Raw genomic sequence first — 25,430 nt, forward strand, 5'->3', positions numbered from 1 at the left:
ACCGTGGTCGGGTGCGATGTTTGACATTAACGTCAATATTGACACTCTAGTCAAAATTGACATGAGCGTCAAGAATGGGTTTAATGTGTGCATCGTATCGACAACAACAGGAGACCGGGATGGCAGGCGTAAGGCAGTTTGACGAGGACGAGGTATTCGAGGAAGCGCTGGCCGTGTTCTGGCAGAAGGGTTATGCCGCCACCACCATGCAGGACCTGGCGGCGGCCACCGGCGTGCAGCGCGGTTCCCTATACAACGCCTATGGCGACAAGGAAACCTTGTTCCTGCACGTCTTCGGACGTTACCGCGACAGTTACCTGACGCAGTTGCGCCAGGCGCTGGCGCAGGAAGACCCGCGCCTGGCCCTGCGCCAGTTCCTGCATTACATCTTCCGCTCGATGCGCACCGGCAAGCCCTCGCGGGGCTGCCTGAGCACCAAGACAGCCCTGAGCGAGGAAGGCAAGGAAGAACAGATCCGCGCCGTGATCCGGGGTTTGCTGGATGACATGGAAGCGGTCCTGCTGGAGCGCTTTGTTCGGCCGGACACCCGCAGCCAGTTGAGCATGACCCCGCGTGAAGCGGCCCGCATGGTGGTCTGCATGACACGGGGACTGGTGGTGCTGGAGCGCGTCTATCAGGACGAGAAACGGCTCAAGGAAATGGCGGAGATATTGATTGGGACGCTGCTGCCCGGGGAGGGCAGCAGGAAATAAAGGCTTCGGACAGAAGCCGGAACTCAGGCCTTGCCGCTGGAGAGCATGCGCTCCACATACCGCGCAATCAGGTCAATCTCCAGATTGACCTTGCTCCCCGCCTTCAGATGCTTGAGGGTGGTCACTTCCACCGTATGCGGGATCAGGTTGATCGAGAAACGGCAGGCATCGGTCAGGTCCTCGACCCGGTTCACCGTCAGCGACACGCCGTTGACCACGATCGATCCCTTGTAGGCCAGGTACTTGCCCAGCGCCTTGGGGGCATCGACGATCAATTCGCGGGATTCGCCCACCGGTTCGAAGGAGTGCACCTGGCCCAGGCCGTCGACATGGCCGGAAACCAGGTGGCCGCCCAGGCGCTCGGCCAGGGTCAGGGCCTTTTCCAGGTTGACTTCGCCGGGGGCGTCCAGGCCGGCGGTCAGGCGCAGGCTTTCACGCGAGACATCCACGGTGAAGCCGGTGGTGGTCTTTTCGACCACGGTCATGCAGGCGCCGTTGAGGGCGATGGAATCGCCCAGGCCGACGTCGCCCATGGGTAGCGGGCCAGCATCGATGGTGAGGCGCACACCGGCATCGGAGCCTGCGGCCAGGGGGGTGACGGAAGTGATGGTGCCGACGGCGGCGACGATACCTGTGAACATGGTGCGGTCCTGATGCAGAAAAAGTGGGAAGTCGATTATTCGAAACGAGCAAGGATACGCAAATCCGGCCCGACCTGCTTGACCTCATGGAAGCGGATGCCGATCTTGCCCGACAGGTCTTCCAGCGGTGGCAGCTCGAACATGTTGCGGCCTTCGCCGATCAGCGCGGGGGCCAGGTAGACCAGCAATTCATCCACGCAGCCTGCGCGGATCAGGGCGCCGTTGAGCTTGGCGCCGGCTTCCACGTGCAGTTCGTTGATCTGGCGCTGGCCCAGTTCGCGCAGCAGGCCGTCGAGGTCGACCTTGCCTTCGGCATTGGCCAGCAGGATCACTTCGGCGCCTTCGGCTTCCAGCGCAGCGCGCTTTTCGCGGTCGTCGGTGGCGGTGAAGACCCAGGTGTTGCCGCCCTGGATCACGCGTGCCTCGGGCGAGACGACCAGCTTGCTGTCCACCACGATGCGGCGCGGCTGGCGCGGGGTGTCGATGGCGCGCACGTTCAGTTGCGCATCGTCCTTCTGGATGGTGCCGATGCCGGCCATGATGGCGCAGGCGCGGGCGCGCCAGATGTGGCCGTCGTCGCGGGCGGCCTGGCTGGTGATCCACTGGCTCACGCCATTGTGCAGGGCGGTCTTGCCGTCCAGGCTGGCAGCGCTCTTCATGCGGACCCAGGGGCGGCCGGTGCGCATGCGGTGCAGGAAGCCGATGTTGATGTCGCGGGCATCTTCTTCCAGCATGCCGCAGGCCACCTCGATGCCGGCCGCCTGCAGGCGTGCCAGGCCCTGGCCGGCCACCAGCGGGTTGGGGTCGGCGATGGCGGCCACCACGCGGCCCACGCCGGCACGGATCAGGGCGTCGGCGCAGGGAGGGGTGCGGCCGAAGTGGCTGCAGGGTTCCAGGGTGACGTAGACGGTCGCACCGCGTATATCGGCCCCGCGTGTGGCGGCGTCGGCCATGGCCTGGATTTCGGCGTGATTGCCGCCAGGCGGCTGGGTGAAGCCGGCGCCGATGACGCGGCGGTCCTTGACGATGACGCAACCCACACGGGGGTTGGGGGTGGTGTCCAGCATGCCGAAGCCGGCCTGGATCAGGGCCAGGGCCATGGCTTGCTGGTCATTCTCGATATCGAACTGGTAGAGCGGGTCTTCTGTAGGCGTCATGGCTTGGGCAAACGGAGGAGGCCGCCGTGCGGCGGGCCGGATGCCCGTCAATATACACGGCTTTGTGCAGCCGTCCTTGCGCCGGCGCAGGCCTCACTCATTGCCGGCCTTGCTGCATTGGGCATCCCGCCCGGGGCTGCAGACGCGTACTCTTCCCAGGAAATTGATCACTACCACCCGCTCCTGCCCGTCATGGCTGAAATACCAGCTGCCCCGCGTCACCGGCTGGCCGCCAGGCTGGTAGGCCACCAGTTCGCCGCCCGTGGTGTAGGCCACCGAGATGGTGCTGGCCAGGGCCTGCCGGCGCGAGACGACGTGCTCGCCGACCATGATTTCCCAGCCGCTGTGCCAGTCGTCGCCGGCGACCGGTCGCATCTCGGCGCGGCGGCCATGGCGCAGGGCTTCGGAGCGGGTCAGCTGGACGCTGTGGAAGAACTCGTTGGCGGCCGTCACCAGTTGCTGTTCATTGGACAGGTTCTGCAACGCCGGTACGCCGGCGGCCAATACCAGCCCGGCGATCAGCAGGACCACCATCAGTTCGATGAGCGTGAACCCTCGGTGACGCCCATGTGGATGCGCGGGTCTCACCAGCAATCCTTGCCATCGGCGCGGCGACCGCCCCGGCTGTCCAGATAGAGGGCACCGCACTCGGTGTCGCCATAGTTGCGATTGACGCCTTCCGCGCCCGGGCTGGCCTTGAGCAGCACGCAGGTGGACAGCGTTTCGCCGTCGCAGGCGCGGGCCGACAGGGCATAGGCGCTGGTCTCGGGCGTGGCGCCGGAATACCACTTGAAACCGCCCGTGCCGCTACCCGCCGTGAAGCCCTGGTAACGGTGCTGGTGGGAAAAGTGGCGCTCCTCTTGCAGCAGCAACTGCAGCAGGGCGGCACGCCCTTCGGAGCGGCCTGCCTTCTGGATGATGTGGCGATAGCCGTTCCAGCCCATGCCACCCAGTATCACCACGATGGCGAGCACGATCATGATTTCCAGCAGGGTGAAGCCGTACGACGGCGTTTTGAGGTGGCGAGTCCGAAGTTTCATGTCATTCATGTGAAGGTAGATAGAGGGTGCGCCAGGCCAGCCAGCGGCAGCCTGTGGCTGCAGATGCTGCAGATGCCTCGCCATCCGACAGGCGCACCACGGCCTGCAGCGCGACCATGGCACCGTTGCGGCCGTAACCCGCGGCGCTGAGGCGATAGATCGGCGCCGGTGCCGTTGCCGGCATCCCCGGGGCAGGGCTGCCGGCGGTCCCGGGCAGGCGTTCGATCAGATAGCGAGGGGAGGTGCTGCCCTGGCTGTTGGGCAAGCGGCGTCCGGTGAACTGGCCATAGGCCGCCGCCGTGGCACGGGCGCCCACCAGTTGTGCCGGCAGCCAGCCACTGCGTTCGGGGCGGCCCAGGCACAGCCCCAGCCCGCCTGCATCGATGCGGCACTCCAGCGGGGATGCGAACGTGGCGGGATCGATGCGCCGGACCCGGGCGATGTCGTCGCAGGCGTCTTCCAGCGTGGCCTCTGCCGCCAGCCGCGCCTGGGCGTGATCGCGGTGATTGCGGGCGGCGCGTTCGTCCAGCAACAGCAGCGAGGTGGTGGCCGCACCCAGCAGCAGGAGCAGGCTCAACAGCATGAGCGCGATCATCAGCGTGGCGCCGCGCTGGTGGTGGTGTGGATGCCGGGTCTGCAGGCGCATCAGGGGCCAGTGGATATTCATCGCATTGCTCCGGCGCTCAGGTTGCGCAGCATCACGGTGGTGCGGAAGACGGTTCGTCGCCGCTGCTCGCCGTCCTCTTCGGTGACGCGCCAGCCAGGGTCGGTATGGCGACCGGGTGGGAACAGGTCGAAGCTGCGCGCCGGCGCATCATCGGCCGCCGGTCGACGCTGGGTGCCACGCACCAGCAGGGCGATGCGGACCAGCACGACCCGTTGCCAGCCATCGGCGGGCATGGCCGAGGCATCCAGCCAGCGGTCCGGTGCACCGTCGTCATCGCTGTCGATGGCGTAGCGCAGTTGCATGGCCTCCACGCCGCGTGCGATGGCGTCCGAGGTCCAGTTGCCGTTCTTGCCCTGGTAGCGACAGCGCAATTCCGCCTCACCACCGGTGCCGGGCGCGATGTAGTAGATGACCCAGCTGCGGGCCGATTCTTGTAGCGGCCCGACCGGGGCCTCGGCGCCACTGCAGTTGACCACCTCGCTGCGGCTGCCACGCGGCGCGCCGAAGAAGCCCAGCATCAGCAGGTCGCTGTGGTTGACGCCGTCACCGCTGCTGCTGCCGAACCTGCCGGTGGCCGGGTCCAGCAGCTCGGCCTGGCGGCTGTCGTCCAGGCCGCGCAGTCCTTGGCGGGTGGGCATGGCGTCGTCGGCGAGGTCTTCCCAGGGCAGGTGGCCGGCCTGTTGCAGGGCCTGCTGCAGGTGTTCCAGCGCCAGCCGGCCGGTTTCCTGCACACGGCCGTGGTCGTCGATGTCCTGGTAGACGCTGCGTGCCTGCTGCAACATCACACCGGCTGCCAGCACCACCAGCAGGCCCACGGCCAGGGAGATCATCAGTTCGATCAGGGTCAGGCCATCTTGCCGATGACGCTGCCGGCGAACCTGCCTGGTCATCATGGTCAGCGCCCCAGCACCAGCGTCAGCAAGGGGGCGCGTGCCGCTGTGGCAGTGGCCGCCACCGCGCTGCGGCGCCAGCCCAGCTTGAGTACCACAGGCGCAGTGGTGGCCTCTTCACAGGACCATTGGTCCTGCGGCGTCGGGTGGGCATCGCGGCAGACCGTGGCCCGGGCTTCCGGGAGTTCGCGCGTCAGCCGCGCGGCCCAGTCGGCGATGGCGGCGTTGGCGAAGGCGGCAGGGGAACAGGGGGCGAGGTCGCAATCGGCGCGGGCTGGCGGGGCCCGGCCGGCGGTGAAGGAAAACAGGTAGGGATCGGTCGCGCCCGGGGTGGACGATGTGAAGGAAGTAGGCAGGGTGGCGGCCCGCAGTTCGGCCAACTCATGCGCCAGCAGCGTGGCGCTGGCATGCTGGGCGCTCTCGGCGCTGCTGCGCAGGGCATGCATTTGCAGCATCACCAGGGCCAGCGCGCCGGTGCCGATGACCAGCATGGCCACCAGCACTTCCATCATCGAGAAACCTGCGCAACGGGTTTGCATGCGGCCATCCGAAAAGAAAGCCGCGAGTGTAGGGAAAACGCCTGGGTGCTTCCACCGGGAAGCGTTTTCAGTGGCCCGCTATCGAAAACTTCAGAAGGATGAGCCGGGTTGCGTCAGGAATTGCGCTTCCTCGGCGGTGGAATCCCGCCCGAGGATGCGGTTGCGATGCGGGAAGCGGCCGAAGCGCTCGATCACCGCAAGATGGCGTCACGCATAGTCGGCATAGCCTTCGAAGGCCGCCTTGTCCTCGCCGCTGGCGGATTTGGCCAGGGCCGTCATCAGTTGCACCACGTATTGCTGGTCATCCAGGTCTTCCGCATGTTCCAGCGGCAGGTAGAGAAATACCCGTGCCAGCGGCGGCAGTTCCTCGTCCAGCCCGATGGCCAGCGCCAGATGCGTGCACTGGCGTGCCAGTTCATCGAAGGCGAAGGCCTGTGGGGTGTCGCGGTAGATATTGCGCGGCATCTGGTCCAGCAACAGGATCAGCGCCAGCATGGAATGCGCATCCTCGGTCCAGTCATCCAGCGCATTGGCTGCAGCCTGCTGCACCAGTGCCTCGAAGCGGCTGCGGCACTGGGCGTCGATGTCCGGGTTCTTGCTCCACCAGAGTTTCTTCTGGCGTTCGGCCACCTGATGTGCCGGCATGGCCTCCCAGCCTTCGCCGAACCAGAAGTCCAGCACTTCCCCGACCTGCGTGGCGCTCTTCATTCGGCGATCACGGTGATCTGCACATCACCCAGGCTGACTTTCTGGCCGACCGTGATCTTGCAGGTCTTGCGGCTTTCGGGCTTGCCATCGACCCGCACGTGGCCTTCGGCTACCAGTTGCTTGCCGGCGCCGCCACTGTCGCACAGGCCGCAGAGCTTGAGCAGCTGGTTCAGTTCGACATGGGGATGGCCCTGCAGCGGGAAGGTGATCTTTTGCATATGCTTTCTTTCGGGAGCGCAGCCCCGGGCGGAGCGGACGTGCGGCCAGGGGCGTAGAACAGGGGCATGAAACAGGGACATGAAACAGGGACATGAAACAGGGAGCGGTAAGGTACGCCGCTCAGGGCGTTTTGTCCAGACCGTGTTCCACAGCATACACCGCAATCTGTACCCGGCTGGAAAGCTTCAGTTTCTTGAGGATGTTCTGGACATGGATCTTCACCGTGCTCTCGGCCACGTCCAGGGTGCGGGCGATTTCCTTGTTGCTCTCGCCACGGGCCACGCAGGCCATGGTCTCGCGTTCGCGGGCGGTCAGCCTGTCGCGGGCGGCCGTCACCGGGGCCGGTGTCTGGTGGGCGGCGCGGAACTGCATCACCAGCTTGGCCGTCATCGCCTCCGAGATCACCGGTTCGCCGGCTGCGGCGCGCTTGATGGCCTGCACCAGAGACTCGGCTTCGATATTCTTGAGCAGGTAGCCGGCGGCGCCATTGTGCAGGGCGGTGCTGAGGTCGTCGGCCTCTTCCGAGACGGAGAGCATCAGCACGGCCGTGTCGGGCAGGTCTTCCACGATCAGCTGCATCGCTTCCAGACCCGACAGGCCGGGCATGTTGAGGTCCATCAGCACCACATCGGGCTGCAGCTGGCGGGCCCGCTTGACGCCGTCCAGACCATCGACGGCTTCGCCGACGACCTCGAATTCGGGATGGCGTTGCAGCAGCAGGCGTACGCCGCTGCGAAACAGGGTGTGATCATCGACGAGCAGGATGCGGATGGGCGTGGGCATGGTGGGGCGGTTCCTTGCAAAGATTCTGGGATGGCTTCAGGCCACGAGACGTTCCTGGCGCATCAGACGGATGGTGACGCAGGTACCTTCATCGGGCCGGCTGTCGATCTGCAGTTGCGCGCCGAGGCGGTCGGCGCGTTCCTGCATGATGCGCAGACCCACATGGTCGGCGCCCTTGGCGCTGGCCTTGTCGAGCTGGAAGCCGTGACCGTCGTCGCGCACCGTCAGGCAGAAGTCGCGGCCGTTGGTAACGGCGATGTCCACCCGCTTGGCCTGGGCATGCTTGCGGATATTCGACAGTGCCTCCTGCAGGATGAACAGCACCTGCAACTGCTGTTCCGGCGCCAGCGGCGGACCGTCGCCGCTGATGGTGATGGCGCCTTGCAGGCCGGTCTGGCGCTGCAGCTTGTCGAGCGATTTGCGCATTTCGGAGTCGAGGCTGCTGTCTTGCAGGCGGCTGCGGAAATTGAGCAGCAGTTCGCGCACGTCTTCATAGTTTTCCTGCACGCCGGTGCGCAGCATGGGCGCGATCTCGTGGATTTCGGCCAGGTTCTCGCGCGCCAGCGAATCCTCCAGCATCTGCACCTGCAGGTTGAGGAAGTTCAGTCCCTGGGCAATGCTGTCATGCAGTCCCTGGGCCATCAGGTTGCGTTCGTGGGCGATGGCGAATTCCTTTTCGCGGGCGATCAGGCGCTGGTTCTCGATGGCCGCGCCGAGGTGGCGGCCCAGGGTTTCCAGGAGGCGGCGCTCGTCGCCGTCGATGCTGCGCTCCTGCAGGAAATGCAGGGAGAAACTGCCGATGGCCTGTTCCCGCACCAGGATCTGGAAGATGCCCAGCGACAGCGCGCCTTCTTCCTGGCAGCGGTAGCGCCGCTGTGCATCGAGCTCGCGGAAATCGCGTACCAGGATCACCCCCTGCCGGGTAGCTGCGCCGCACAGGCAGTCATCGACCTTGATGCAACGTTCCTCATCGATGATCTTGTCCGAGATGCCGTCCTGCACCGTGAGATAGAGATTGCCGCGCTCGTCGAGGATGCGTACCGTGCCGCCATCGGCCTGCATGCGCTGCATGATGCGTTTGAGGAAACCATCGCACAGGGCTTCGATGGTATGCGCTCCCGAGAGGAAGTCGGTGATCTCGTAGAGCGTGCCGACTTCTTCGTTCTGCTCGCGCAGGCGGGCGGTCTTTTCTGCCACGCGCTCTGCCAGCGTGCGGTGCACGCCTTGCACATGGTCGGCCATCTGGTTGAAGGCCTGGGCCAGCTGGCCGAACTCGTCTTCACTCTCCACCGCCAGCCGCACGTCCAGGTCGTTTTGCGACATGCGCGCAATGCCCGCCTGCATGCGCCGCACCGGGCCGACGATCCACAGGTAGAGCAGATACAGCACCGCGATACTCGCCGCCAGCGCCAGGAAGATCAGCGCTGTCTGGCACAGCCGCAGCCAGGTGGTCTTGCCGGTGAGGTCTGCTTCCACATAGGCCACCAGCAGGTTGATGTCGCCCACGAAGTCGGGCAGGTCCTGCAGGTAGCGATCCAGCGCCTGCTGGCGCAGTAGCGGGTCGTCCGCTTCCAGCACGGTGCGGGCATGGACCTGCATGCGCTGCTGCCATTGATCTTGCACGTGCAGCAGCTGTTCGTGAATGGGACCGGTGGCCGGCACGAAGCTGGGTTCACCCGCCTGCCCGGTCTGTACCAGCGCCAGGATCTGGCTGAAGCGTTCGATGTGGTGCTGGAGGTCGGAACGCTCGTGGCCGGTTTCCATCGCCAGGCCCAGCTCGTAGGAGCGCATGCGCAGGCTGCCGGCCTCGTTGATGACGGTGCCGCCGCCCTCCAGTTGCCAGGACAGCAGCAGGGTATAGCCGATGGCCGTCATCGTCAGGCCTAGTCCTACCAGGGTCATCAGCAGGATGCGGAAGGTCAGGCGCTTGTGGGGCGGCAGCGGGTTGGGGAGCAGGGCCAGGGTGGGAGAGGGCATGATGGAAGGTTCCAGGGCTAGCCAGGGAAGCGGCAGTCTAGGCCGTTGGCGGGACCAAAACACCGGGTCCAGGTCAATCTTTGTGCAGATCGTGCAGATCGTGCAGGATCTGCCGGTCCTGGCGCCCTAGCCGCCGGTCTGCGACATGAAGCGGATGATCTTGTGCGGTGCCTGACTGAATTCATGGCGCTCCGGCTTGAGTTCGATGGCCAGGCGGATGGCCTCCTCCAGCCCGCCATCATCGATGCCGGCGCGCAGCAGCGGACGCAATTCCAGGCGCGCTTCCTGTCCCAGGCAGAGGTAGAGCGTGCCGTCCACCGAGAGCCGCACGCGGTTGCAGGTGGCGCAGAAGTGCTGGCTCATGGGTGTGATGAAACCCAGCGTGCAGCGGCCGTCGGCGCTGCCCCAGTAGCGCGCCGGGCCACCGCCCAGCTCGGTGGCCAGGGGCTGCAGGTCGAAGCGGGCCACCAGTGCATCGCGCAGCGGACCAAGCGCGACGACGCCGCTGTTGCGACCGGTCTCGCCCATGGGCATGGCTTCGATCAGGCGCAGGATGAAACCCTGCGCGAAACAGAACTCCGCCATGCGTGGCACTTCATGTTCATTGACGCCGCGCAGTACCACCATGTTGACCTTGATGGGCGCAAATCCGGCTTCCCTGGCCGCTGCCAGGCCTGCCATGACGCTCTGCAGGCTGTCGCGCCCGGTGATCTGTGCCACGCAGGCGCGATCCAGGCTATCCAGGCTGACGTTGATGCGCTGTACGCCGGCCGCCCGTAGCGCCCTTGCGTGCTTGTGCATCTGCGTGGCGTTGGTGGACAGCGACAGTTCCTCCACCCCCGGCAGGGCCGACAATTGCGCGGCCAGCGTGGGCAGCCTGCGGCGCATCAGCGGTTCGCCGCCGGTGAGCCGTATGCGCCCCACGCCGAGTCGGGCGAAGGCGGCGATCACGCGCGTGATCTCGTCGAAGTTGAGCCAGTTGGCCGGCTCCTCGAAACCGGAAAAGCCCTTGGGCATGCAATAGCTGCAACGCAGGTCGCAGCGGTCGGTGACCGACAGCCGCAGGTAGTCGATGCGTCGTCCGAAGCGGTCCAGCAGGGCCGGGCGGCCGGGAGGTGGGACGGACGAGGGGACGGGCGAGGACATGCAGGCTCCTTATTGCAGCAGCGGCGATGTCATGCCGGGAAGTTGCACGCCAGTGATGCGGGCAGCGCCCACCAGTTGCTGCAGGTAGTGACGCAGGGCCTGGTCATGGGCGGCGCGCTGCAGGGCCTGGGCGATGTTCTCGCGTACCGACTCGAAGGGCAGGCGCGTGCCGTCCAGCTTGCGGCCCACCTGGACGATGTGCAGGCCGAAGCGGGTCTCCACCAGGCGCGGGATGATGCCCTGTGGTGCGGCGGCAAAGACGGCCCGTTCGAATTCCGGCACGCAGGCGCCCCGGGCGATCTGCCCCAGGCTGCCGCCTTGTGCGCCGGAGGGGCAGTTGGAGAGCGCGGTGGCCTGCGTGGCGAAGTCCTCCGGTTGCGCCAGCAAGTGCTCCAGCACCGACTCTGCGCGCTGGCGCAGGGCCGCCAGATCGACCTCCGGGGTGACCTGGAACAGGATATGGTTCACTTCCGCCAGCGCCCCGATGATGAAACGTTCCGGCGTGGCCTGGTACTGGCGTCGGCATTCTTCTTCGCCGGCCTGCGGGACGCTGACCTGGCGCTGCAGCAGGAGGGCGATACGCGCGTCGTCGTCCTCGCCCGGTAACTGCAGGCGCTGCGCTTCTTCCAGCAGCAGCCGGCGCAGTACCAGGGTGGTCATGGCCGACTGCAGGTCCTGGTCATCGGCATCGCGGGCGGCCAGTTCCTCGGCCATCTCGGCGTCGCTCAGTTCGTATTCATTGACGATGACAGGCATCCTGGTTCTCCTTGCTCAACGCGGGCGGACCAGTTGCCAGGCCCGGCTCAGATAGGTGATGGACGCAAAGCCGCTCCACACATGCACCAGCCGCGTGAAGGGGAAGATCACGAACAGGGTCAGCCCCATGAACAGGTGCGCCTTGAATAGCAGCGGCGCGCCTTCGATGAAGCCAGCGGCGTCGCCCCGGAAGGTGACGATGTGCTGCGCCCAGGTCATCAGCAACACCATCATGTGGCCGTCGCGGTGCTGGGCCGACTCGGCGATGGTGGACAGGCCCAGGCACAGCGTGACCAGCAGCCACAGCAGCAGGAGCTTGTCGGAGCGGCGGGTGACGGCGGCGATGCGCGCGTCCGTCAGGCGGCGATGGATCAGGATCGCCAGCCCCAGCAGGCAGAGCGTGCCGAACACGCCACCGGCACCCATGGCGACCAGTTGCTTGAAACCGTGGCTCACGCCCACGGCATCCCATACCGCCACCGGTGTGAGCAAGCCCACCAGATGGCCGAAGAAGAGTCCCAGTACGCCGACGTGGAACAGGATATTGCCCAGTCGCAGGCGACCGGCATGCAGCAGTTGCGAGGAGTCACTCTTCCAGGTGTACTGCTCGCGCTCGAAGCGCACCAGGCTGCCCAGCAGGAACACCGCCAGGGCGATGTAGGGGTAGATGCCGTAGAGGAATTGGTGCAGGTAGCTCATGCTGGTCTCCCGGGGGCGGACTGGGTGGTGGACGGTGCGGCGGGGCGGGCATGCTGCCGGGGATGGAAATGCAGCGGCTGCACGCCGCCCGGCGCAGGTTTGAGCAGGGGTTCCACGCCATCGGTACCGGGACCGAAGACTTCCATGGCCTCGTCCATGTCGCGGACAGGTGGATCATCCTGCTCGCGCGGCACGACCTCGGTGAGCCGGGTCAGCAACAGCAAGGGCGCGGCATAGGGGCTCTCACGACGCTGCAGGCGCTGGCCGATGGCGGCCAGCACATGGATCGCCTCGCCCAGCAGCAGGGCGGCCCTGTCCTGCGACAGCAGGCTCAGGAATTCCAGGAACAGCGGCATATAGTCCGGCAACTCGCTGGTAGCCGGCTCCAGGCCCTGGCTACGGTATTCCTCCAGTAGATCGACCATGGCCTGGCCGCGGTCGCGGCTTTCGCCGTGGATGTGTTCGAACAGGTGCAGCGACAGCGCGGCACTGCGGTCGAAGGTATCGACGTAGTTTTCCTGCAGGGTGAGCAGCGGGACGGATTGCAGGTGGTGCAGCAACGGTTGCAGCGCCGGCAAGGCCTCCGCTAGCGCCGCCTCGCCCTGCAGGGCCTGTTCGATCTCGGGCAGTGCCGCGATCAGTTCCGGCTGGGGATAACTCATCAGCGCCGAGACGACGCGATAGATCGCGCCGCTGCCGGCCGCGTGACTGACTTGGGAAGACATGACAGGGGCTCCATTCATTCGGTGACAGGGGACTTCTTGCGCGACTTGGGCATGTCCACGAAGATCACGCTGCCTTGCGGCTTCTTGCCGAACAGGCTGCCGTCGGAGACGCCACCGGAACAACCATTGCCGAAGCTGAAGCCGCAACTGCCCTTGTCGTTGAAGCTGTCTTCGACCATTTCCTTGTGCGAGGACGGCACCACGAAACGGTCTTCGTAGTTGGCGATGGCCAGGGTCTGGTACATGTCCTCGACCTCATCCGCCTGCAGGCCGACCTGCTGCAACAGCGCTTCTTCCTGCCGGCCGTGCACCGTCTGGGCGCGCTTGTAGGCGCGCATGGCCAAGAGGCGTTGCAGGGCGTTGAGGATGGGCGCTTCCTGGCCGGCGGTCAGCAGGTTGGCGAGATAGCGCAGCGGGATGCGCAGCGATTTCACGTCGGGGATGATGCCGTCCATGCCCATGTGGCCGGCTTCGGCGGCCTTCTGGATCGGCGACAGCGGCGGGATGTACCAGACCATGGGCAGGGTGCGATATTCCGGATGCAGGGGGAAGGCGATCTTCCATTGCATGGCCATCTTGTACACCGGCGAGCGGCGTGCCGATTCCAGCCAGCTCTCGGCAATGCCCTGGCGGCGCGCCTCGGCGATCACGGCCGGGTCGTGCGGGTCGAGGAAGCAGTCCAGCTGGGCCTGGTAGAGCGCCTGCTCGTCGGCCACCGAGGCCGCCGCTTCGATGCGGTCGGCGTCATACAGCAGCACGCCCAGGTAGCGGATGCGCCCGACGCAGGTTTCCGAGCAGACGGTGGGCTGGCCGGCCTCGATGCGGGGATAGCAGAAGGTGCATTTCTCGGCCTTGCCCGAGCTCCAGTTGTAGTAGATCTTCTTGTACGGGCAACCAGAGATGCACATGCGCCAGCCACGGCACTTGTCCTGGTCCACCAGCACGATGCCGTCATCCTCGCGCTTGTAGATCGAGCCTGACGGGCAGGACGCCACGCAGGCCGGGTTCAGGCAGTGTTCGCACAGGCGCGGCAGGTACATCATGAAGGTCGATTCGAAGCTGCTGTGCATCTCCTTCTGCACGCCCTCGAACAGCGCATCCTGGCTGCGGGCGCTGAATTCTCCGCCGAGATCGTCTTCCCAGTTAGGCCCCCAGGTGATCTTGTCCATCTTCTTGCCGGTCAGCACCGAGATCGGCCGTGCCGTGGGCGGGGTCTGCATCAGGGGCGCCTTCTGCAGGTGTTCGTAATCGTAGGTGAAGGGCTCGTAGTAGTCGTCGATGGCCGGCAGGTTGGGATTGGCGAACAGGTTGGCCAGGATGCGCAGGCGGCCGCCCTGGCGCGGCTCCAGCTGGCCGGCGGCGGTGCGGGTCCAGCCGCCTTGCCACTGTTGCTGGTTTTCCCATTGCTTCGGATAGCCGATGCCGGGCTTGGTCTCGACATTGTTGAACCAGGCGTATTCCACGCCGTCGCGGCTGGTCCAGACGTTCTTGCAGGTCACCGAGCAGGTGTGGCAGCCGATGCACTTGTCCAGGTTGAGCACCATGCCCACTTGTGCGCGAATTCTCATGATGCCGTCCTTTCTTGCAGGCCACCGTCGAGCCAGTCGATCTTGTTCATCTTGCGCAGGATGATGAACTCGTCGCGATTGCTGCCGACGGTGCCGTAGTAGTTGAAGCCATAGGCCAGTTGCGCATAGCCGCCGATCATGTGGGTTGGCTTGAGCACCGCCCGGGTGACCGAGTTGTGGATGCCGCCGCGCTTGCCGCTCAGCTGCGCGCCGGGGGTGTTCACGATCTTTTCCTGGGCGTGGTACATCAGGCAGATGCCGCCCGGGATGCGCTGGCTCACCACCACGCGCGCGGTCAGGGTGCCGTTGCTGTTGAAGACTTCGACCCAGTCGTTGTCCACCAGTCCTGCGGCCTTGGCGTCGTCTTCCGAAATCCAGACATGCGGCCCGCCGCGACTCAAGGTGAGCATGCGCAGGTTGTCCGAGTAGGTGGAGTGGATGCCCCACTTCTGGTGCGGCGTGAGGAAGTTGAGCACGATCTCCTTCTCGCCATTGGGGTGCCGCCCGAGCATGGGCGCGACCGTCTTGGTATCGACCGCCGGTTTGTAGACGCACAGGCCTTCACCGAAATCCAGCATCCAGCGGTGGTCCTGGTAGAACTGCTGGCGGCCGCTCAGGGTGCGCCAGGGAATGAGTTCATGCACATTGGTATAGCCGGCGTTATAGCTGACCTCTTCTGACTCAAGACCCGACCAGGTCGGGGCCGAGATGATCTTGCGCGGCTGCGCCTGGACGTCGCGGAAACGGATCTTGTCGTGCTCGCGGTCCCGCGCCAGGTGGGTGTGGTCGCGCCCGGTGATCTTGCCCAGTGCTTCCCAGGCCTTGACCGAGACATGGCCGTTGGTTTCGGGAGCGAAGCAGAGGATCATCTCGCAGGCATCGATGGCGCTGTCCAGGCGCGGGCGGCCCTGGCTGATGCCGGGCTCGGTGACGCGCCTGTTCAGTGCGCCCAGTTCGCCCACCTCATGTTCGGTGTTCCAGTTAATGCCCTTGCCGCCGTTGCCCAGCTTGTCCAGCAGCGGGCCGACCGAGGTGAACTTCTTGTAGATGTCGCGGTAGTTGCGTTCCACCACCATGAAATTGGGGGCGGTCTTGCCGGGGATGAGGTCGCATTCGCCCTTCTTCCAGTCCTTCGGTTCGAAGGGCTGGCCCAGTTCGGCCGGGGTGTCGTGCATCAGCGGCTGCAGCACGATGTCGCTGCGGGTGCCGAGGTATTCGCCACCGATCTGGCTGAACTTGCTGGCGATGCCCTTGTAGATTTCCCAGTCGGTCTTGCTCTCCCACAGCGGTTGCACCGCTTCCGAAAGCGGATGGATGAAGGGATGCATGTCCGAGGTGTTGAGGTCATCCTTTTCGTACCAGGTGGCGGTGGGCAGCACGATGTCGGCATACAGGCAGGTGGTGCTCATGCGGAAGTCCAGCGTCACCAGCAGGTCCAGCTTGCCCTCGGCGGCCTCTTCCCGGTACTTGACCTCGGCCGGGCGGATGGCCTGCCCGGCGTCGTCGAACAGCGCATGCTGGGTCCCCAGCAGGTATTTCAGGAAATACTCGTGGCCCTTGCCGGAACTGCCCAGGATGTTGGAGCGCCAGACGAACATGTTGCGCGGGAAGTTCTTCGGGTTGTCGGGGTCGTCGCAGCTCATGTTGACGGCGCCGGACTTCAGGGCTGCCTTCAGGTAGTCCTGCGGGGTCTGGCCCAGTGCCTGGGCGGCGTCGCACACGTCCAGCGGATTGGTTTCCAGCTGCGGGGCCGAGGGCAGCCAGCCCATGCGTTCGGAGCGTGCGTTCATGTCGATCATGCTCATGCCGGCCAGCTTGTCCTTGTCGGCGGTGGGGGCGACGATCTCGTCCAGGCCCAGCTTTTCGTGACGCCACTGGCTGGTGTGGGCATAGAAGAAGCTGGTGCCGTTCATCTGCCGGGGCGGGCGCACCCAGTCGGTGGCGAAGGCCAGCGGCGCCCAGCCGAACTGCGGGCGCAGCTTTTCCTGTCCCACGTAGTGCGCCCAGCCACCGCCGGACTTGCCCACGCAACCGCACATCATCAGCAGGTTGATGATGCCGCGATAGATCATGTCGTTGTGGTACCAGTGATTGAGCGCGGCGCCGACGATGACCATGCTCTTGCCCTCGGTGTCGTGGGCGTTCTGCGCGAACTCGCGCGCCACCTGGATCACCAGCTCGCGCTTGACGCCGGTGTGCTTCTCCTGCCACGCCGGCGTGTAGGGAATGTCGTCGTCATAGGACTGCGCAATCTGGCCGCCCAGCCCCTGGTCCACGCCATAGTTGGCCATCATCAGGTCGTGCACGGTGGCCACCAGTGCGGTGCTGCCGTTGGCCAGGCGCACGTGGCGCACCGGCACGCGGCGTGTCTGCAATTGCTCGGCATCGTCCCCGCCGAAGTAGTTGAAGGCGACCGGGACCACCTCGTCGTGCTGGTCCACCAGCGAGAGCAGCGGCTCGATCTCGCGACCGGAATGACCGTCCCGGCTTTCCAGGTTCCAGCGGCCCAGCTTGGCGCCGTCGTTGACCTGGCCTTCGCCCCAGCGGTAACCGATGGAACCGTTGGGCGCGACGATCTGGCCGGTGGTGGCATCGATGGCCAGGGTCTTCCAGTCGGCGTTGTTGGCTTCTTCCAGCTGGCCGGGCATCTGCGAGGCGCGCAGCAGCTGCTCCGGCAGGTAGCGGCCGTCGCGTTCCACCAGCCGTACCAGCATGGGCAAGTCGGTGTATTGCCGGACGTAGTGGCGGAAGTAGGGTGAGGGGCGCTGCAGGTGGAATTCCTTGAGGATCACATGGCCCATGGCCATGGCCAGCGCGGCGTCGGTACCCTGGCGCGGGGCCAGCCAGATGTCGCCGAACTTGACCATCTCGCCGAAGTCCGAGGACACCGCCACGGTCTTGGTCCCCTTGTAGCGCACCTCGGTGTAGAAGTGGGCGTCGGGGGTGCGGGTCTGCGGCACGTTGGAGCCCCATACCATCAGGTAGGTGGCGTTGTACCAGTCGGCCGATTCCGGCACGTCCGTCTGCTCGCCCCAGATCTGCGGGCTGGCGGGCGGCAGGTCGCAGTACCAGTCGTAGAAGGACAGGGCCACGCCGCCGATGAGGCTCAGGTAACGGGCGCCGGCCGCGTACGACACCATCGACATGGCCGGGATGGGCGAGAAGCCGATCACCCGGTCCGGGCCGTACTGCTTGATGGTGTAGGCATTGGCGGCGGCGATGATTTCGTTGGCGGTATCCCAGTCGGCCCGCACGAAGCCACCCTGGCCGCGCACCGACTTGTAGCTTTTTGCACGGGCGGGGTCACTGGTGATGGCGGCCCAGGCCTCGACCGGGCCCAGGGTGCGGCGCGCCTCCTGCCACAGTTGCATGAGACGGCCGCGGATCATCGGGTACTTCACCCGCTGGGCGGAGTAGACGTACCAGCTATAGGAGGCGCCACGCGGGCAGCCGCGCGGCTCGTGGTTGGGCAGGTCGGGACGGGTACGGGGGTAGTCGGTCTGCTGGGTTTCCCAGGTGATCAGGCCGTTCTTGACGTAGACCTTCCAGGAGCAGGACCCGGTGCAGTTGACCCCGTGCGTGGAACGTACCACCTTGTCGTGCTGCCAGCGGCTGCGGTAGGCGTTTTCCCATTGGCGGTCTTCATCGACCACGGCGCCATGGCCATCGGCGAAGGTGGACTTCACCCGCGACATGAACTTCAATCGGTCCAGAAAATGACTCATCGTGAATCCTCGGTTGCGTGGGTGCATACCCCACCTGCGTTTTCGATATGGGCAGTCTTGATGGTTGGAAAGTGTAGGCAGGCGCCCCGTCCCTGCCTATTCACCGGCTTGGTCAGGGCAGCCATCCAGGTGGCGGAGACGGGCTAGTTCGAAAGAACTAGGGCCATTTCAACAGGGCATGGGCGCGCCCTTGCGGGCGTAGTACCACCAGGTGATGAGCATGCAGCTGGCATAGAAGCCGACGAAGACGAACATCGCCATGTCCGGCGCGCCGGTCATCCTGATCGAGGTGCCGAAGCTCTGCGGGATGAAGAAGCCGCCGTAGGCGCCGATGGCTCCGGAGAAACCCAGTACGGCCGCCGATTCCTTGCCCGCATCCAGGCGGGCTTGCTGCAGCGCCGCCTCGCCTTGTCCCGCGGCAGCACGCTCGCGCTCGGTCTGGAAGATGATGGGAATCATGCAGAAGGTCGAGCCATTGCCCAGTCCGGTGAGGATGAACATGCCGATGAAGGAGGCCAGGAACAGCGTGAACTGGTGCGTATGCAGGGCCGGCAGGATGCCCAGCAGGATGGTCAGCCCCATGGCCAGGAACACCCACAGCGTGACGCGCGCGCCGCCGATGCGGTCCGAGATCATGCCGCCCAGCGGCCGCGCCAGGGCACCGGCCAGCGGGCCGAGGAAGGCGAAGCGGGCGACTTCCACCTCCGGGAACTGGGCCTTGATCAGCATGGCGAACGCCGCCGAGAAGCCGATGAAGGAGCCGAAGGTGCCGACATACAACCAGCACATCAGCCAGTTGTGCTTGCGCTTGAAGATCACCGCCTGGTCGGCCAGCGATGCCTGGGCAGAGGCGATGTCGTTCATGCCGAACCAGGCTGCCAGGGTGGCGGCGACGATGAAGGGGACCCAGATGAAGCCGGCATTGGCCAGCCAGTAGCTGCTGTCCAGGCCGCTCTTGGGATCATGGAAGAGCACCCCCTGGCCGGCGATGGAGGTGGCGAACACGGCCGAGGAAATCACCAGCGGCGTGACCAGTTGCACCACCGAGACGCCCAGGTTGCCGATGCCGGCATTCATGCCGGTGGCGTAGCCTTTGCGCGCCTTGGGGAAGAAGAAGCTGATGTTGGCCATGCTGGAACTGAAATTGCCGCCGCCCAGCCCGCACAGCAAGGCCAGGCCCAGCAGGGTGGAGTAGCTGGTGCCGGGGTCGCGCAGGGCCAGGCCCATGCCGATGGCGGGGATCAGCAGGCTGGCGGTGGAAATGGCGGTCCAGCGACGCCCGCCGAACACCGGCACCAGGAAGGAATAGAAGATGCGCAGCGTGGCACCCGAGAGAGCGGGCAAGGCCGTCAGGAAGAACAACTGGTCCTTGCTGAAGTGAAAGCCGGCCTTGTCCAGGTTGGCGGCCACCACGCTCCACAGCATCCAGACTGCGAAGGCCAGCATCAGGCAGGGGATGGAGATCCAGAGATTGCGGTTGGCGACCGGCTCGCCTTGCTTGCGCCAGAAGTCCGGGTTTTCCGGCTCCCAGCGCGTGAGTACGTGGTTCATGAGGTGTCCTTGAAATGGGAAGGGATCAGTCGGCCGCCAGGGCCTTGCGTGGCGCTTGCAGGCCTTCGCGGCGGAACTGGAAGTGCATCCACACCAGCGAAATGCAGACCGTGCCGTAGAGCAGCATGAAACAGGAGCTGCGTACGCCGGTGAGGTCCAGCACCACGCCGAACAGGATCGGCAGGATGAAGCCGCCCAGCCCGCCGGCCAGGCCGACGATGCCGGAGACCGCGCCGATGTTGCCGCTGTAGTCGTCGGAGATGAACTTGAAGACCGAGGCCTTGCCCACCGCCATGGCCACGCCGACCACCATCAGCAGCGCCGTGAAGAGCACCGGGTTCAGGCCGATGTGGAAGGTCCTTGTGCCGCCCACGGTCTGGATGGCGAAATCGGTCTGTGGATAAGACAGCAGGAAGAAGGCCACCCAGCACACCCACATCACCCACCAGGTGACCTGGTAGGCACCGTACTTGTCGGAGAGCCAGCCGCCCACGGCGCGCAGCACGCCGCCCGGCAGCGAGAAGCAGGCCGCCAGCAGGGCGGCGGTCTTGATGTCGAATCCGTATTCGGTGACGTAGTACTTGACCATCCACAGGCTCAGGCCGACATAGCCGCCGAAGACCACCGAGTAGTACTGGCAATAGCGCCAGACCCTGGGGTCCTTGAGCATGCGCACCTGGTCCATGAAGCCGGTGTCGGACTTGACCTGGTGCGCCGGGTCGGTGGACGAGCCCAGCCAGAACAGCAGGGCTGCGGCCAGCATCAGGGCGGCATAGACCTTGGGTACCAGCATCCAGCCACCGGCGGCGATGAGCACCGGCGCCACGAACTTGTTGACCGCCGCGCCCGAGTTGCCGGCGCCGAACACGCCCATGGCCAGGCCCTGGCGTTCCTTCTTGAACCAGCGCGCCACATAGGGCGTGCCGACCGAGAAGGAGCCACCGGCCAGGCCCACGAACAGGCCCAGCACCAGGAAGTGCCAGAAGGCGGTGGCGTAGGAAATCAGCCAGATCGGGACCACCGTGCACAGCATCAGGATGAAGAACACGCTGCGCCCGCCGTAGCGGTCGGTCCAGATGCCCAGCGGCACCCGGATCAGGGAGCCGGTCAGCACCGGCGTGGCGGTGAGCAGGCCGAATTCGGTTTCGTTCAGGTGCAGGGCATTCTTGATGGGGATGCCGATGACCCCGAACATCATCCAGATGGTGAAGCAGACGGTAAACGCGAGCGTGCTGGAACCCAGCACGCCATAGGCCTTGCGCTGGTCGGACATGGAGCCTCCTGCGGATGTTGATCGATGGGTCCAGCTTAGCGATCGGTGCAGGCCGGCAACATCGGTCCGACGGAGAGGCGGGGGAAGGGAGAAGACGGAGGCAGTAGGGGCAGGCTGCCCACCGGAAGAACTAGTTCTTCCGGTGGAGCAGGTCAGGCCGGGTCAGTTTGCTGACAGGGTCTGCTCGGCTTTGTCCAGCCAGGTGGCGAGGCTGTCGGTGAGGTCCTTCTGGCTGAAGGAACAGCTTTCCTCGGTGAAGAGGCTGCCGGCTTCGAGGCGGCCCAGCAGGTCTTCGGCAACCTGCTGGTAACGGGGTGGCAGGGCCTGCATCACGTCGTCGCGGGCGCGCCAGGTGGCGCACAGGGTGGCGATGCTGGCGCGTTGCTCGCACAGGGCGGTGAGGGCCTCGCGCATGGGGGCCAGTTGCTGGGCGGCGGGGTGGCTCATGGTGGGCTCCCGGTCAGGCGCGGGCGGCGATGACGAACAGGGCGATCACGCTCAGGTAGCCGACCGCCCAGACCGCCGAGCGGGCCGAGGGTTTGTCGTTCAGGTAGAACAGGGTATAGAGCAGGCGGGCGGCGATGAAGACCACGCTGGCGATGTCGATCTGGCCCTGGGCGGCACCGGCCTGCTGCGCCACCAGCACGGCGGCGGCGAAGAAGGGGAAGGCCTCGAAGTGGTTGCGGTGGGCGTAGTCGGCGCGGCGACGCACTCCGGTCTGCTGGTCCAGCCAGGCACGCGGTTCGGCGTTGTCGAAGTCCTTGCGACCGCGCTTGGCCACCGCGATGGTGAACACCGGCATCAGGCCGGCGATCAGGATGCACCAGTTGGACAGGGTCATGGATTCAGTCTCCTCGTTGTGTTGTCGTGTTCGATGTTGCGTTCGATGTCGGGTATGGCGCGCCCAATGTGCGCTCAGGATGGGTTCACAGCTCCTTGGCCGCAAAGGTATTGCAGGCGCTGACCTTGCCTTCGTTGATGCCGCGCTTGAACCAGGTCACGCGCTGGGCGGAGGTGCCGTGGGTGAAGGAGTCCGGCACCACCACGCCGCGCGCCTGACGCTGCAGGGCGTCGTCGCCGATGGCGGAGGCGGCGTGCAGGGCGTCTTCGATGTCCCCTTCTTCCAGGATGTGACGCGCCTGGTTGGCGTGGAAGGCCCAGACCCCGGCGAAGCAGTCGGCCTGCAGTTCCAGTCGCACCGACATGGCATTGGCCTGCTTTTCGCTGGCATTGCGGCGGGCCGCATCGACCTTGTCGGAGATGCCCATCAGGTGTTGCACGTGGTGGCCGACTTCATGGGCGATCACATAGGCCTGGGCGAAGTTGCCGGAGACCTTGAAACGCTGCTTCATCAGTTCATAGAAGGACAGGTCGATGTAGACCTTCTGGTCGCCCGGGCAATAGAAGGGACCGGTGGCGGTCTGGCCGGTGCCGCAGGCGGTCGGCGTGCTGCCGGAAAACAGCACCAGCTTGGGCCGCGCATACTGCTTGCCGTTGGCGGCGAAGATCTGGCCCCAGGTGTCTTCGGTGTCGGCCAGGACGGTGGAAACGAAGCGCGCCATCTGGTCGTTGGGCGAGGGTTTGTGCGCCGGCGCCTGTTGCTGCACCGGTACCGGGCCGCCTCCGCCGGAGAGCAGGTTGAGCATGGTCAGCGGGTTGATGCCCAGGAAGTAGGACGCCACCAGTGCCACGGCCACGGTGCCCAGGCCGATGGAGCGGCCGCCGAAGCCAAAGCCGCTCCCTCCGCCGCCACCTTCACCACGACGGTCTTCCACGTTGTCGCTTTCGCGATTGCCTTCCCATTTCATGATTCGTTCCTCTGCGGGCCTGTCTGCAATGCCCGGATTGTAATGGATGACATGGGGCGCCGGCTTGTCGGGCGTTGTCTGACGGGCCTGGGAGGGTTCCGTCCGATTCCGCCCGATGAGCTGGCAAGGTATCGTGCAAAAAGGGGCAGGCTGGATGTCGGATGACTGGATGCAGGGACACCCGCTTGGCGCGCTCGGCATTCGGTGCCACACTGGCTGTCTTGATCGCTGCATCGTCAGCGGCATTTCTGGCTGCACCCATCGCTCCACGCAACGCTGCATTGCCCGCTGTACTGCTGGCTGCACTGCTGGCAGCACCCCGTCCGCAACAAGCACAACAACACTGGAGGCGACACATGATCATCTGGCTCATTGTTTTCATTGCAAGCGCATTGGCGCTGATGATGGCGCGTGCCAGCGCCTGGGTCTGGCTGGCAGCCGAGGCGGCCCTGATCGTCCTGGGCGGCGCCGCGCTCGACATCGACTGGCCGATACGGGTGCTGCTGGCGATCCTGTTGTTTACGCCGACCCTGGTGGTGGCGATCCGCTCGGTGCGGCAGTCGTTGATCACGCGGCCCGCGCTGGACACGTTCGCCATGATGGCGCCGCGCATGTCCGACACCGAACGCGATGCCATCGAGGCCGGCACCACCTGGTGGGATGCCGAGCTGTTCTCCGGCAAGCCGGACTGGGAGCGCCTGTTCGCGCTGCCGGCGCCGCGCCTGACACCGGAGGAGCAGGCTTTCCTCGATCACGAGGTCGAGCAGCTGTGCGCCATGGTCAGCGACTGGGACACCAGCGTGAAGACCCAGGACCTGCCGCAGCAGGCCTGGAAGTTCATCAAGGAGCGCGGCTTCCTGGGCATGATCATTCCGCGCCAGTACGGCGGCAAGGAGTTCTCGGCCTACATGCATTCGCAGGTGGTGATGAAGCTGGCCTCGCGCAGTTCGGCTGCGGCCATCGCAGTGATGGTGCCCAATTCGCTGGGGCCGGCCGAATTGCTGCTGCATTACGGCACCGAGGCGCAGAAGGACCACTACCTGCCGCGCCTGGCACGGGGGCAGGAGATTCCCTGCTTCGCACTCACCAGCCCCTATGCGGGTTCGGATGCGGCGGCCATTCCGGATATCGGCATCGTCTGCAAGGGTCGGTATGAGGGACGCGAGACGCTGGGCTTCCGGGTCACCTGGAGCAAGCGCTACATCACCCTGGCGCCGGTGGCCACCGTGCTGGGCCTGGCCTTCCGGGCGCGCGATCCGCATGGCCTGCTGGGCTATGCGATGGAGCCCGGCATCACCTGCGCGCTGATCCCCACCGACCATCCAGGGGTGGTCACCGGTCGTCGACACTGGCCGCTCAATGCGGTGTTCCAGAATGGTCCGACCGAGGGCACCGATGTCTTCATCCCGATGGAGTGGGTGATCGGCGGCGTGGCCCAGGTCGGACGCGGCTGGCGCATGCTGATGGAATGCCTGGCGGCGGGGCGGGCGATTTCGCTGCCGTCGTCCAGCGTCGGTTTTTCCAAGATGGCGGTGCGCGGTACCAGTGCCTATGCCGCCATGCGGCGCCAGTTCAAGATCGAGATCGGCAAGTTCGAGGGCGTGCAGGAAGCGCTGGCACGCATGGGCGGGCATCTCTACATGATGGATGCCACGCGCCGCCTGTCGGCACTGGCGGTGGATGCGGGCGAGAAGCCATCGGTGATCTCGGCCATCTCCAAGTACCACGTCACCGAGCGCGGGCGCATGGTGGTCAACGACGGCATGGACGTCATCGGTGGCAAGGGCATCTGCATGGGACCGGGCAATTTCCTGGCGCGGGTGTACCAGCAGATTCCGATCGCCATCACGGTAGAGGGCGCCAATATCCTGACGCGCTGCCTGATCATCTTCGGCCAGGGGGCGATCCGTTGCCATCCCTATGTGCTGCAGGAGCTGGCTGCGGCCTCGGAGGAGGACCGCGAGCGCGCGGTGCAGGCCTTCGACCGCGTGCTGTTCGCGCACCTGTCCTTCGCGGCGGCCAATGCGGCGCGCAGCCTGGTGGGTGGCATCAGCGGCGGCTGGCTGTTGCCGGCACCCTCCCAGGCGGCGCATGCCACACGCCGCTACTACCGCGCCGTGGTCCACCTGTCCTCGGCCTTCGCCTTGCTCACCGATGTCAGCATGGCCGTGCTGGGCGGTACGCTCAAGTTCCGTGAACGTATCTCGGCGCGGCTGGGGGATGTGCTCTCGCAGTTGTACCTGGTGTCGGCGGTGTTGAAACGCTTCGAGGACGAAGGTCGTCAGGAAGCTGACCAGGCCTACGTGGACTGGTCGGTGCAGGATGCCCTGAACCGGGCGCAGGAAGCCATCGTCGAGACCTTGCACAACTTCCCCAACCGGCCGGTGGCGCTGCTGCTGCGGGTGCTGATCTTCCCGCTGGGACTGCCTTATCGCAAGCCGTCGGACCTGCTCGGCACGCTGGTGGCCAAGGCCATGCAGACCCCGGGCGCAAGCCGCGACCGGCTGGTGGCCGATACCTATGTGCCCGGCGAAGGTGATCCGCTGGCCTGCGGTGAACTGGCCTTTGCACTGGCGCCGGTGGTGCAGCAACTGGAGCAGCGGCTCAAGCCGGAGATCAAGGAAGAGCGGCTGCCGCCGATGCCGCAGAGCCTGCGCGAACTGCCGGCCTGGAGTGCACTGGTCTTGCAGCGCGGACTGATCTCGCAGCAGGAGAAGGAAGTGCTGGATGCCTTCGCCCACTATGGGGACCTCAGCGTGCAGGTGGACGATTTTGCGGCCGACTTCGACCGGGCCGAGAACATGGCAGAGGTTTCCTAGTTCGCGTAAGCTGCCGGCTCCGGATA

23 protein-coding genes and 1 pseudogene are annotated in these 25,430 nt (G+C 65.6%); 2 read left to right on the top strand and 22 right to left on the bottom strand.

Annotated elements, in window-relative coordinates; all coding sequences use genetic code 11:
• Positions 1 to 119: 119 nt before the first annotated feature.
• Positions 120 to 713 carry a TetR/AcrR family transcriptional regulator gene (locus HBH1_RS08080; protein WP_102662290.1) on the top strand — a complete coding sequence of 198 codons (594 nt, stop codon included), beginning with the start codon at positions 120 to 122 and terminating at the stop codon, positions 711 to 713.
• A gap of 23 nt (positions 714 to 736) precedes the next feature.
• Here the strand turns inward: HBH1_RS08080 and HBH1_RS08085 are convergent, their stop codons facing one another.
• The 22 genes and pseudogenes from HBH1_RS08085 to HBH1_RS08190 all read right to left on the bottom strand — a co-directional run bounded on the left by HBH1_RS08085 (position 737) and on the right by HBH1_RS08190 (position 22,585).
• Positions 737 to 1,354 carry a riboflavin synthase gene (locus HBH1_RS08085; RefSeq protein ID WP_102662291.1) on the bottom strand — a complete coding sequence of 206 codons (618 nt, stop codon included), beginning with the start codon at positions 1,352 to 1,354 and terminating at the stop codon, positions 737 to 739.
• 35 nt (positions 1,355 to 1,389) lie between these two features.
• Complete coding sequence (gene ribD / locus HBH1_RS08090) at positions 1,390 to 2,511, bottom strand: bifunctional diaminohydroxyphosphoribosylaminopyrimidine deaminase/5-amino-6-(5-phosphoribosylamino)uracil reductase RibD (protein ID WP_102662292.1); 1,122 nt, start codon at positions 2,509 to 2,511, stop codon at positions 1,390 to 1,392.
• Between the two features lie 93 nt (positions 2,512 to 2,604).
• Positions 2,605 to 3,099 (bottom strand): GspH/FimT family pseudopilin, encoded by a 495-nt coding sequence (locus HBH1_RS08095; RefSeq protein WP_158243283.1) that lies wholly within the window; start codon positions 3,097 to 3,099, stop codon positions 2,605 to 2,607.
• A complete protein-coding gene (locus HBH1_RS08100; protein ID WP_102662293.1) occupies positions 3,096 to 3,551 on the bottom strand; it encodes a type IV pilin protein in 456 nt (151 codons plus the stop codon). The genes HBH1_RS08095 and HBH1_RS08100 overlap by 4 nt, the downstream gene beginning before the upstream one ends.
• 1 nt (position 3,552) lies before the next feature.
• Complete coding sequence (locus tag HBH1_RS08105; RefSeq protein WP_102662294.1) at positions 3,553 to 4,218, bottom strand: pilus assembly PilX family protein; 666 nt, start codon at positions 4,216 to 4,218, stop codon at positions 3,553 to 3,555.
• Positions 4,215 to 5,111 carry a PilW family protein gene (locus HBH1_RS08110; RefSeq protein WP_102662295.1) on the bottom strand — a complete coding sequence of 299 codons (897 nt, stop codon included), beginning with the start codon at positions 5,109 to 5,111 and terminating at the stop codon, positions 4,215 to 4,217. The genes HBH1_RS08105 and HBH1_RS08110 overlap by 4 nt, the downstream gene beginning before the upstream one ends.
• 2 nt (positions 5,112 to 5,113) lie before the next feature.
• Positions 5,114 to 5,647, bottom strand: a complete 534-nt coding sequence (pilV, locus tag HBH1_RS08115) for a type IV pilus modification protein PilV (RefSeq protein WP_146012830.1) — start codon at positions 5,645 to 5,647, stop codon at positions 5,114 to 5,116.
• Positions 5,648 to 5,737: 90 nt separating this feature from the next.
• Positions 5,738 to 6,355, bottom strand: a pseudogene (locus tag HBH1_RS08120) (DUF924 family protein).
• Positions 6,352 to 6,573, bottom strand: coding sequence for an RNA-binding S4 domain-containing protein (locus HBH1_RS08125; RefSeq protein WP_006464284.1), 222 nt, complete (start codon positions 6,571 to 6,573; stop codon positions 6,352 to 6,354). Before HBH1_RS08125 ends, HBH1_RS08120 begins: the two are co-directional and overlap by 4 nt.
• Positions 6,574 to 6,694: 121 nt before the next feature.
• Positions 6,695 to 7,357, bottom strand: a complete 663-nt coding sequence (locus HBH1_RS08130) for a response regulator (RefSeq protein WP_102662297.1) — start codon at positions 7,355 to 7,357, stop codon at positions 6,695 to 6,697.
• Between the two features lie 36 nt (positions 7,358 to 7,393).
• Complete coding sequence (locus HBH1_RS08135) at positions 7,394 to 9,334, bottom strand: type IV pili methyl-accepting chemotaxis transducer N-terminal domain-containing protein (RefSeq protein ID WP_102662298.1); 1,941 nt, start codon at positions 9,332 to 9,334, stop codon at positions 7,394 to 7,396.
• A gap of 126 nt (positions 9,335 to 9,460) precedes the next feature.
• The gene (gene moaA / locus HBH1_RS08140) at positions 9,461 to 10,480 is read right to left on the bottom strand and encodes a GTP 3',8-cyclase MoaA (protein WP_102662299.1); all 1,020 of its coding nucleotides are present in this window, start codon (positions 10,478 to 10,480) and stop codon (positions 9,461 to 9,463) included.
• A gap of 9 nt (positions 10,481 to 10,489) precedes the next feature.
• The gene (locus HBH1_RS08145; protein ID WP_102662300.1) at positions 10,490 to 11,236 is read right to left on the bottom strand and encodes a peptidylprolyl isomerase; all 747 of its coding nucleotides are present in this window, start codon (positions 11,234 to 11,236) and stop codon (positions 10,490 to 10,492) included.
• A 15-nt stretch (positions 11,237 to 11,251) separates the two neighbouring features.
• Positions 11,252 to 11,935, bottom strand: coding sequence for a respiratory nitrate reductase subunit gamma (gene narI, locus HBH1_RS08150; protein WP_102662301.1), 684 nt, complete (start codon positions 11,933 to 11,935; stop codon positions 11,252 to 11,254).
• The gene (gene narJ / locus HBH1_RS08155) at positions 11,932 to 12,660 is read right to left on the bottom strand and encodes a nitrate reductase molybdenum cofactor assembly chaperone (protein ID WP_102662302.1); all 729 of its coding nucleotides are present in this window, start codon (positions 12,658 to 12,660) and stop codon (positions 11,932 to 11,934) included. The genes narI and narJ overlap by 4 nt, the downstream gene beginning before the upstream one ends.
• A gap of 14 nt (positions 12,661 to 12,674) precedes the next feature.
• Positions 12,675 to 14,228, bottom strand: a complete 1,554-nt coding sequence (narH, locus tag HBH1_RS08160) for a nitrate reductase subunit beta (protein WP_102662303.1) — start codon at positions 14,226 to 14,228, stop codon at positions 12,675 to 12,677.
• Positions 14,225 to 17,953, bottom strand: a complete 3,729-nt coding sequence (locus HBH1_RS08165; protein ID WP_102662304.1) for a nitrate reductase subunit alpha — start codon at positions 17,951 to 17,953, stop codon at positions 14,225 to 14,227. Before HBH1_RS08165 ends, narH begins: the two co-directional genes overlap by 4 nt.
• Before the next feature lie 168 nt (positions 17,954 to 18,121).
• Positions 18,122 to 19,504 carry a NarK family nitrate/nitrite MFS transporter gene (locus HBH1_RS08170; protein WP_102662305.1) on the bottom strand — a complete coding sequence of 461 codons (1,383 nt, stop codon included), beginning with the start codon at positions 19,502 to 19,504 and terminating at the stop codon, positions 18,122 to 18,124.
• A 25-nt stretch (positions 19,505 to 19,529) separates the two neighbouring features.
• A complete protein-coding gene (locus HBH1_RS08175; protein ID WP_102662306.1) occupies positions 19,530 to 20,777 on the bottom strand; it encodes an MFS transporter in 1,248 nt (415 codons plus the stop codon).
• A 162-nt stretch (positions 20,778 to 20,939) separates the two neighbouring features.
• Entirely contained in the window at positions 20,940 to 21,224 is a 285-nt protein-coding gene (locus HBH1_RS08180) for a hypothetical protein (protein ID WP_102662307.1), read from the bottom strand.
• Positions 21,225 to 21,237: 13 nt separating this feature from the next.
• Complete coding sequence (locus tag HBH1_RS08185; RefSeq protein ID WP_006464296.1) at positions 21,238 to 21,618, bottom strand: MAPEG family protein; 381 nt, start codon at positions 21,616 to 21,618, stop codon at positions 21,238 to 21,240.
• A gap of 85 nt (positions 21,619 to 21,703) precedes the next feature.
• Positions 21,704 to 22,585 carry a KPN_02809 family neutral zinc metallopeptidase gene (locus HBH1_RS08190; RefSeq protein ID WP_102662308.1) on the bottom strand — a complete coding sequence of 294 codons (882 nt, stop codon included), beginning with the start codon at positions 22,583 to 22,585 and terminating at the stop codon, positions 21,704 to 21,706.
• A gap of 356 nt (positions 22,586 to 22,941) precedes the next feature.
• Here HBH1_RS08190 and HBH1_RS08195 point away from each other — a divergent pair, with 356 nt between their 5' ends.
• Complete coding sequence (locus HBH1_RS08195; protein WP_102662309.1) at positions 22,942 to 25,404, top strand: acyl-CoA dehydrogenase; 2,463 nt, start codon at positions 22,942 to 22,944, stop codon at positions 25,402 to 25,404.
• Positions 25,405 to 25,430 lie beyond the last annotated feature (26 nt).

The sequence above is a fragment of the Herbaspirillum sp. BH-1 genome (assembly GCF_002870055.1).
In the GTDB taxonomy this organism is placed as follows: Bacteria; Pseudomonadota; Gammaproteobacteria; order Burkholderiales; family Burkholderiaceae_D; genus Herbaspirillum; species Herbaspirillum frisingense.

Excerpts from the sequence above, each read along its gene's own strand:
- HBH1_RS08105 (WP_102662294.1), bottom strand. The coding sequence starts at position 4,218 with ATGAATATCCACTGGCCCCTGATGCGCCTGCAGACCCGGCATCCACAC.
- HBH1_RS08185 (WP_006464296.1), bottom strand. The coding sequence starts at position 21,618 with ATGACCCTGTCCAACTGGTGCATCCTGATCGCCGGCCTGATGCCGGTG.
- HBH1_RS08165 (WP_102662304.1), bottom strand. The coding sequence starts at position 17,953 with ATGAGTCATTTTCTGGACCGATTGAAGTTCATGTCGCGGGTGAAGTCC.
- HBH1_RS08180 (WP_102662307.1), bottom strand. The coding sequence starts at position 21,224 with ATGAGCCACCCCGCCGCCCAGCAACTGGCCCCCATGCGCGAGGCCCTC.
- HBH1_RS08190 (WP_102662308.1), bottom strand. The coding sequence starts at position 22,585 with ATGAAATGGGAAGGCAATCGCGAAAGCGACAACGTGGAAGACCGTCGT.
- HBH1_RS08130 (WP_102662297.1), bottom strand. The coding sequence starts at position 7,357 with ATGCCCACGCCCATCCGCATCCTGCTCGTCGATGATCACACCCTGTTT.
- pilV (WP_146012830.1), bottom strand. The coding sequence starts at position 5,647 with ATGCAAACCCGTTGCGCAGGTTTCTCGATGATGGAAGTGCTGGTGGCC.
- moaA (WP_102662299.1), bottom strand. The coding sequence starts at position 10,480 with ATGTCCTCGCCCGTCCCCTCGTCCGTCCCACCTCCCGGCCGCCCGGCC.
- HBH1_RS08195 (WP_102662309.1), top strand. The coding sequence starts at position 22,942 with ATGATCATCTGGCTCATTGTTTTCATTGCAAGCGCATTGGCGCTGATG.
- HBH1_RS08125 (WP_006464284.1), bottom strand. The coding sequence starts at position 6,573 with ATGCAAAAGATCACCTTCCCGCTGCAGGGCCATCCCCATGTCGAACTG.
- HBH1_RS08145 (WP_102662300.1), bottom strand. The coding sequence starts at position 11,236 with ATGCCTGTCATCGTCAATGAATACGAACTGAGCGACGCCGAGATGGCC.
- HBH1_RS08135 (WP_102662298.1), bottom strand. The coding sequence starts at position 9,334 with ATGCCCTCTCCCACCCTGGCCCTGCTCCCCAACCCGCTGCCGCCCCAC.
- HBH1_RS08080 (WP_102662290.1), top strand. The coding sequence starts at position 120 with ATGGCAGGCGTAAGGCAGTTTGACGAGGACGAGGTATTCGAGGAAGCG.
- HBH1_RS08085 (WP_102662291.1), bottom strand. The coding sequence starts at position 1,354 with ATGTTCACAGGTATCGTCGCCGCCGTCGGCACCATCACTTCCGTCACC.
- HBH1_RS08110 (WP_102662295.1), bottom strand. The coding sequence starts at position 5,111 with ATGATGACCAGGCAGGTTCGCCGGCAGCGTCATCGGCAAGATGGCCTG.
- narI (WP_102662301.1), bottom strand. The coding sequence starts at position 11,935 with ATGAGCTACCTGCACCAATTCCTCTACGGCATCTACCCCTACATCGCC.
- ribD (WP_102662292.1), bottom strand. The coding sequence starts at position 2,511 with ATGACGCCTACAGAAGACCCGCTCTACCAGTTCGATATCGAGAATGAC.
- HBH1_RS08170 (WP_102662305.1), bottom strand. The coding sequence starts at position 19,504 with ATGAACCACGTACTCACGCGCTGGGAGCCGGAAAACCCGGACTTCTGG.
- narH (WP_102662303.1), bottom strand. The coding sequence starts at position 14,228 with ATGAGAATTCGCGCACAAGTGGGCATGGTGCTCAACCTGGACAAGTGC.
- HBH1_RS08175 (WP_102662306.1), bottom strand. The coding sequence starts at position 20,777 with ATGTCCGACCAGCGCAAGGCCTATGGCGTGCTGGGTTCCAGCACGCTC.
- HBH1_RS08100 (WP_102662293.1), bottom strand. The coding sequence starts at position 3,551 with ATGAAACTTCGGACTCGCCACCTCAAAACGCCGTCGTACGGCTTCACC.
- narJ (WP_102662302.1), bottom strand. The coding sequence starts at position 12,660 with ATGTCTTCCCAAGTCAGTCACGCGGCCGGCAGCGGCGCGATCTATCGC.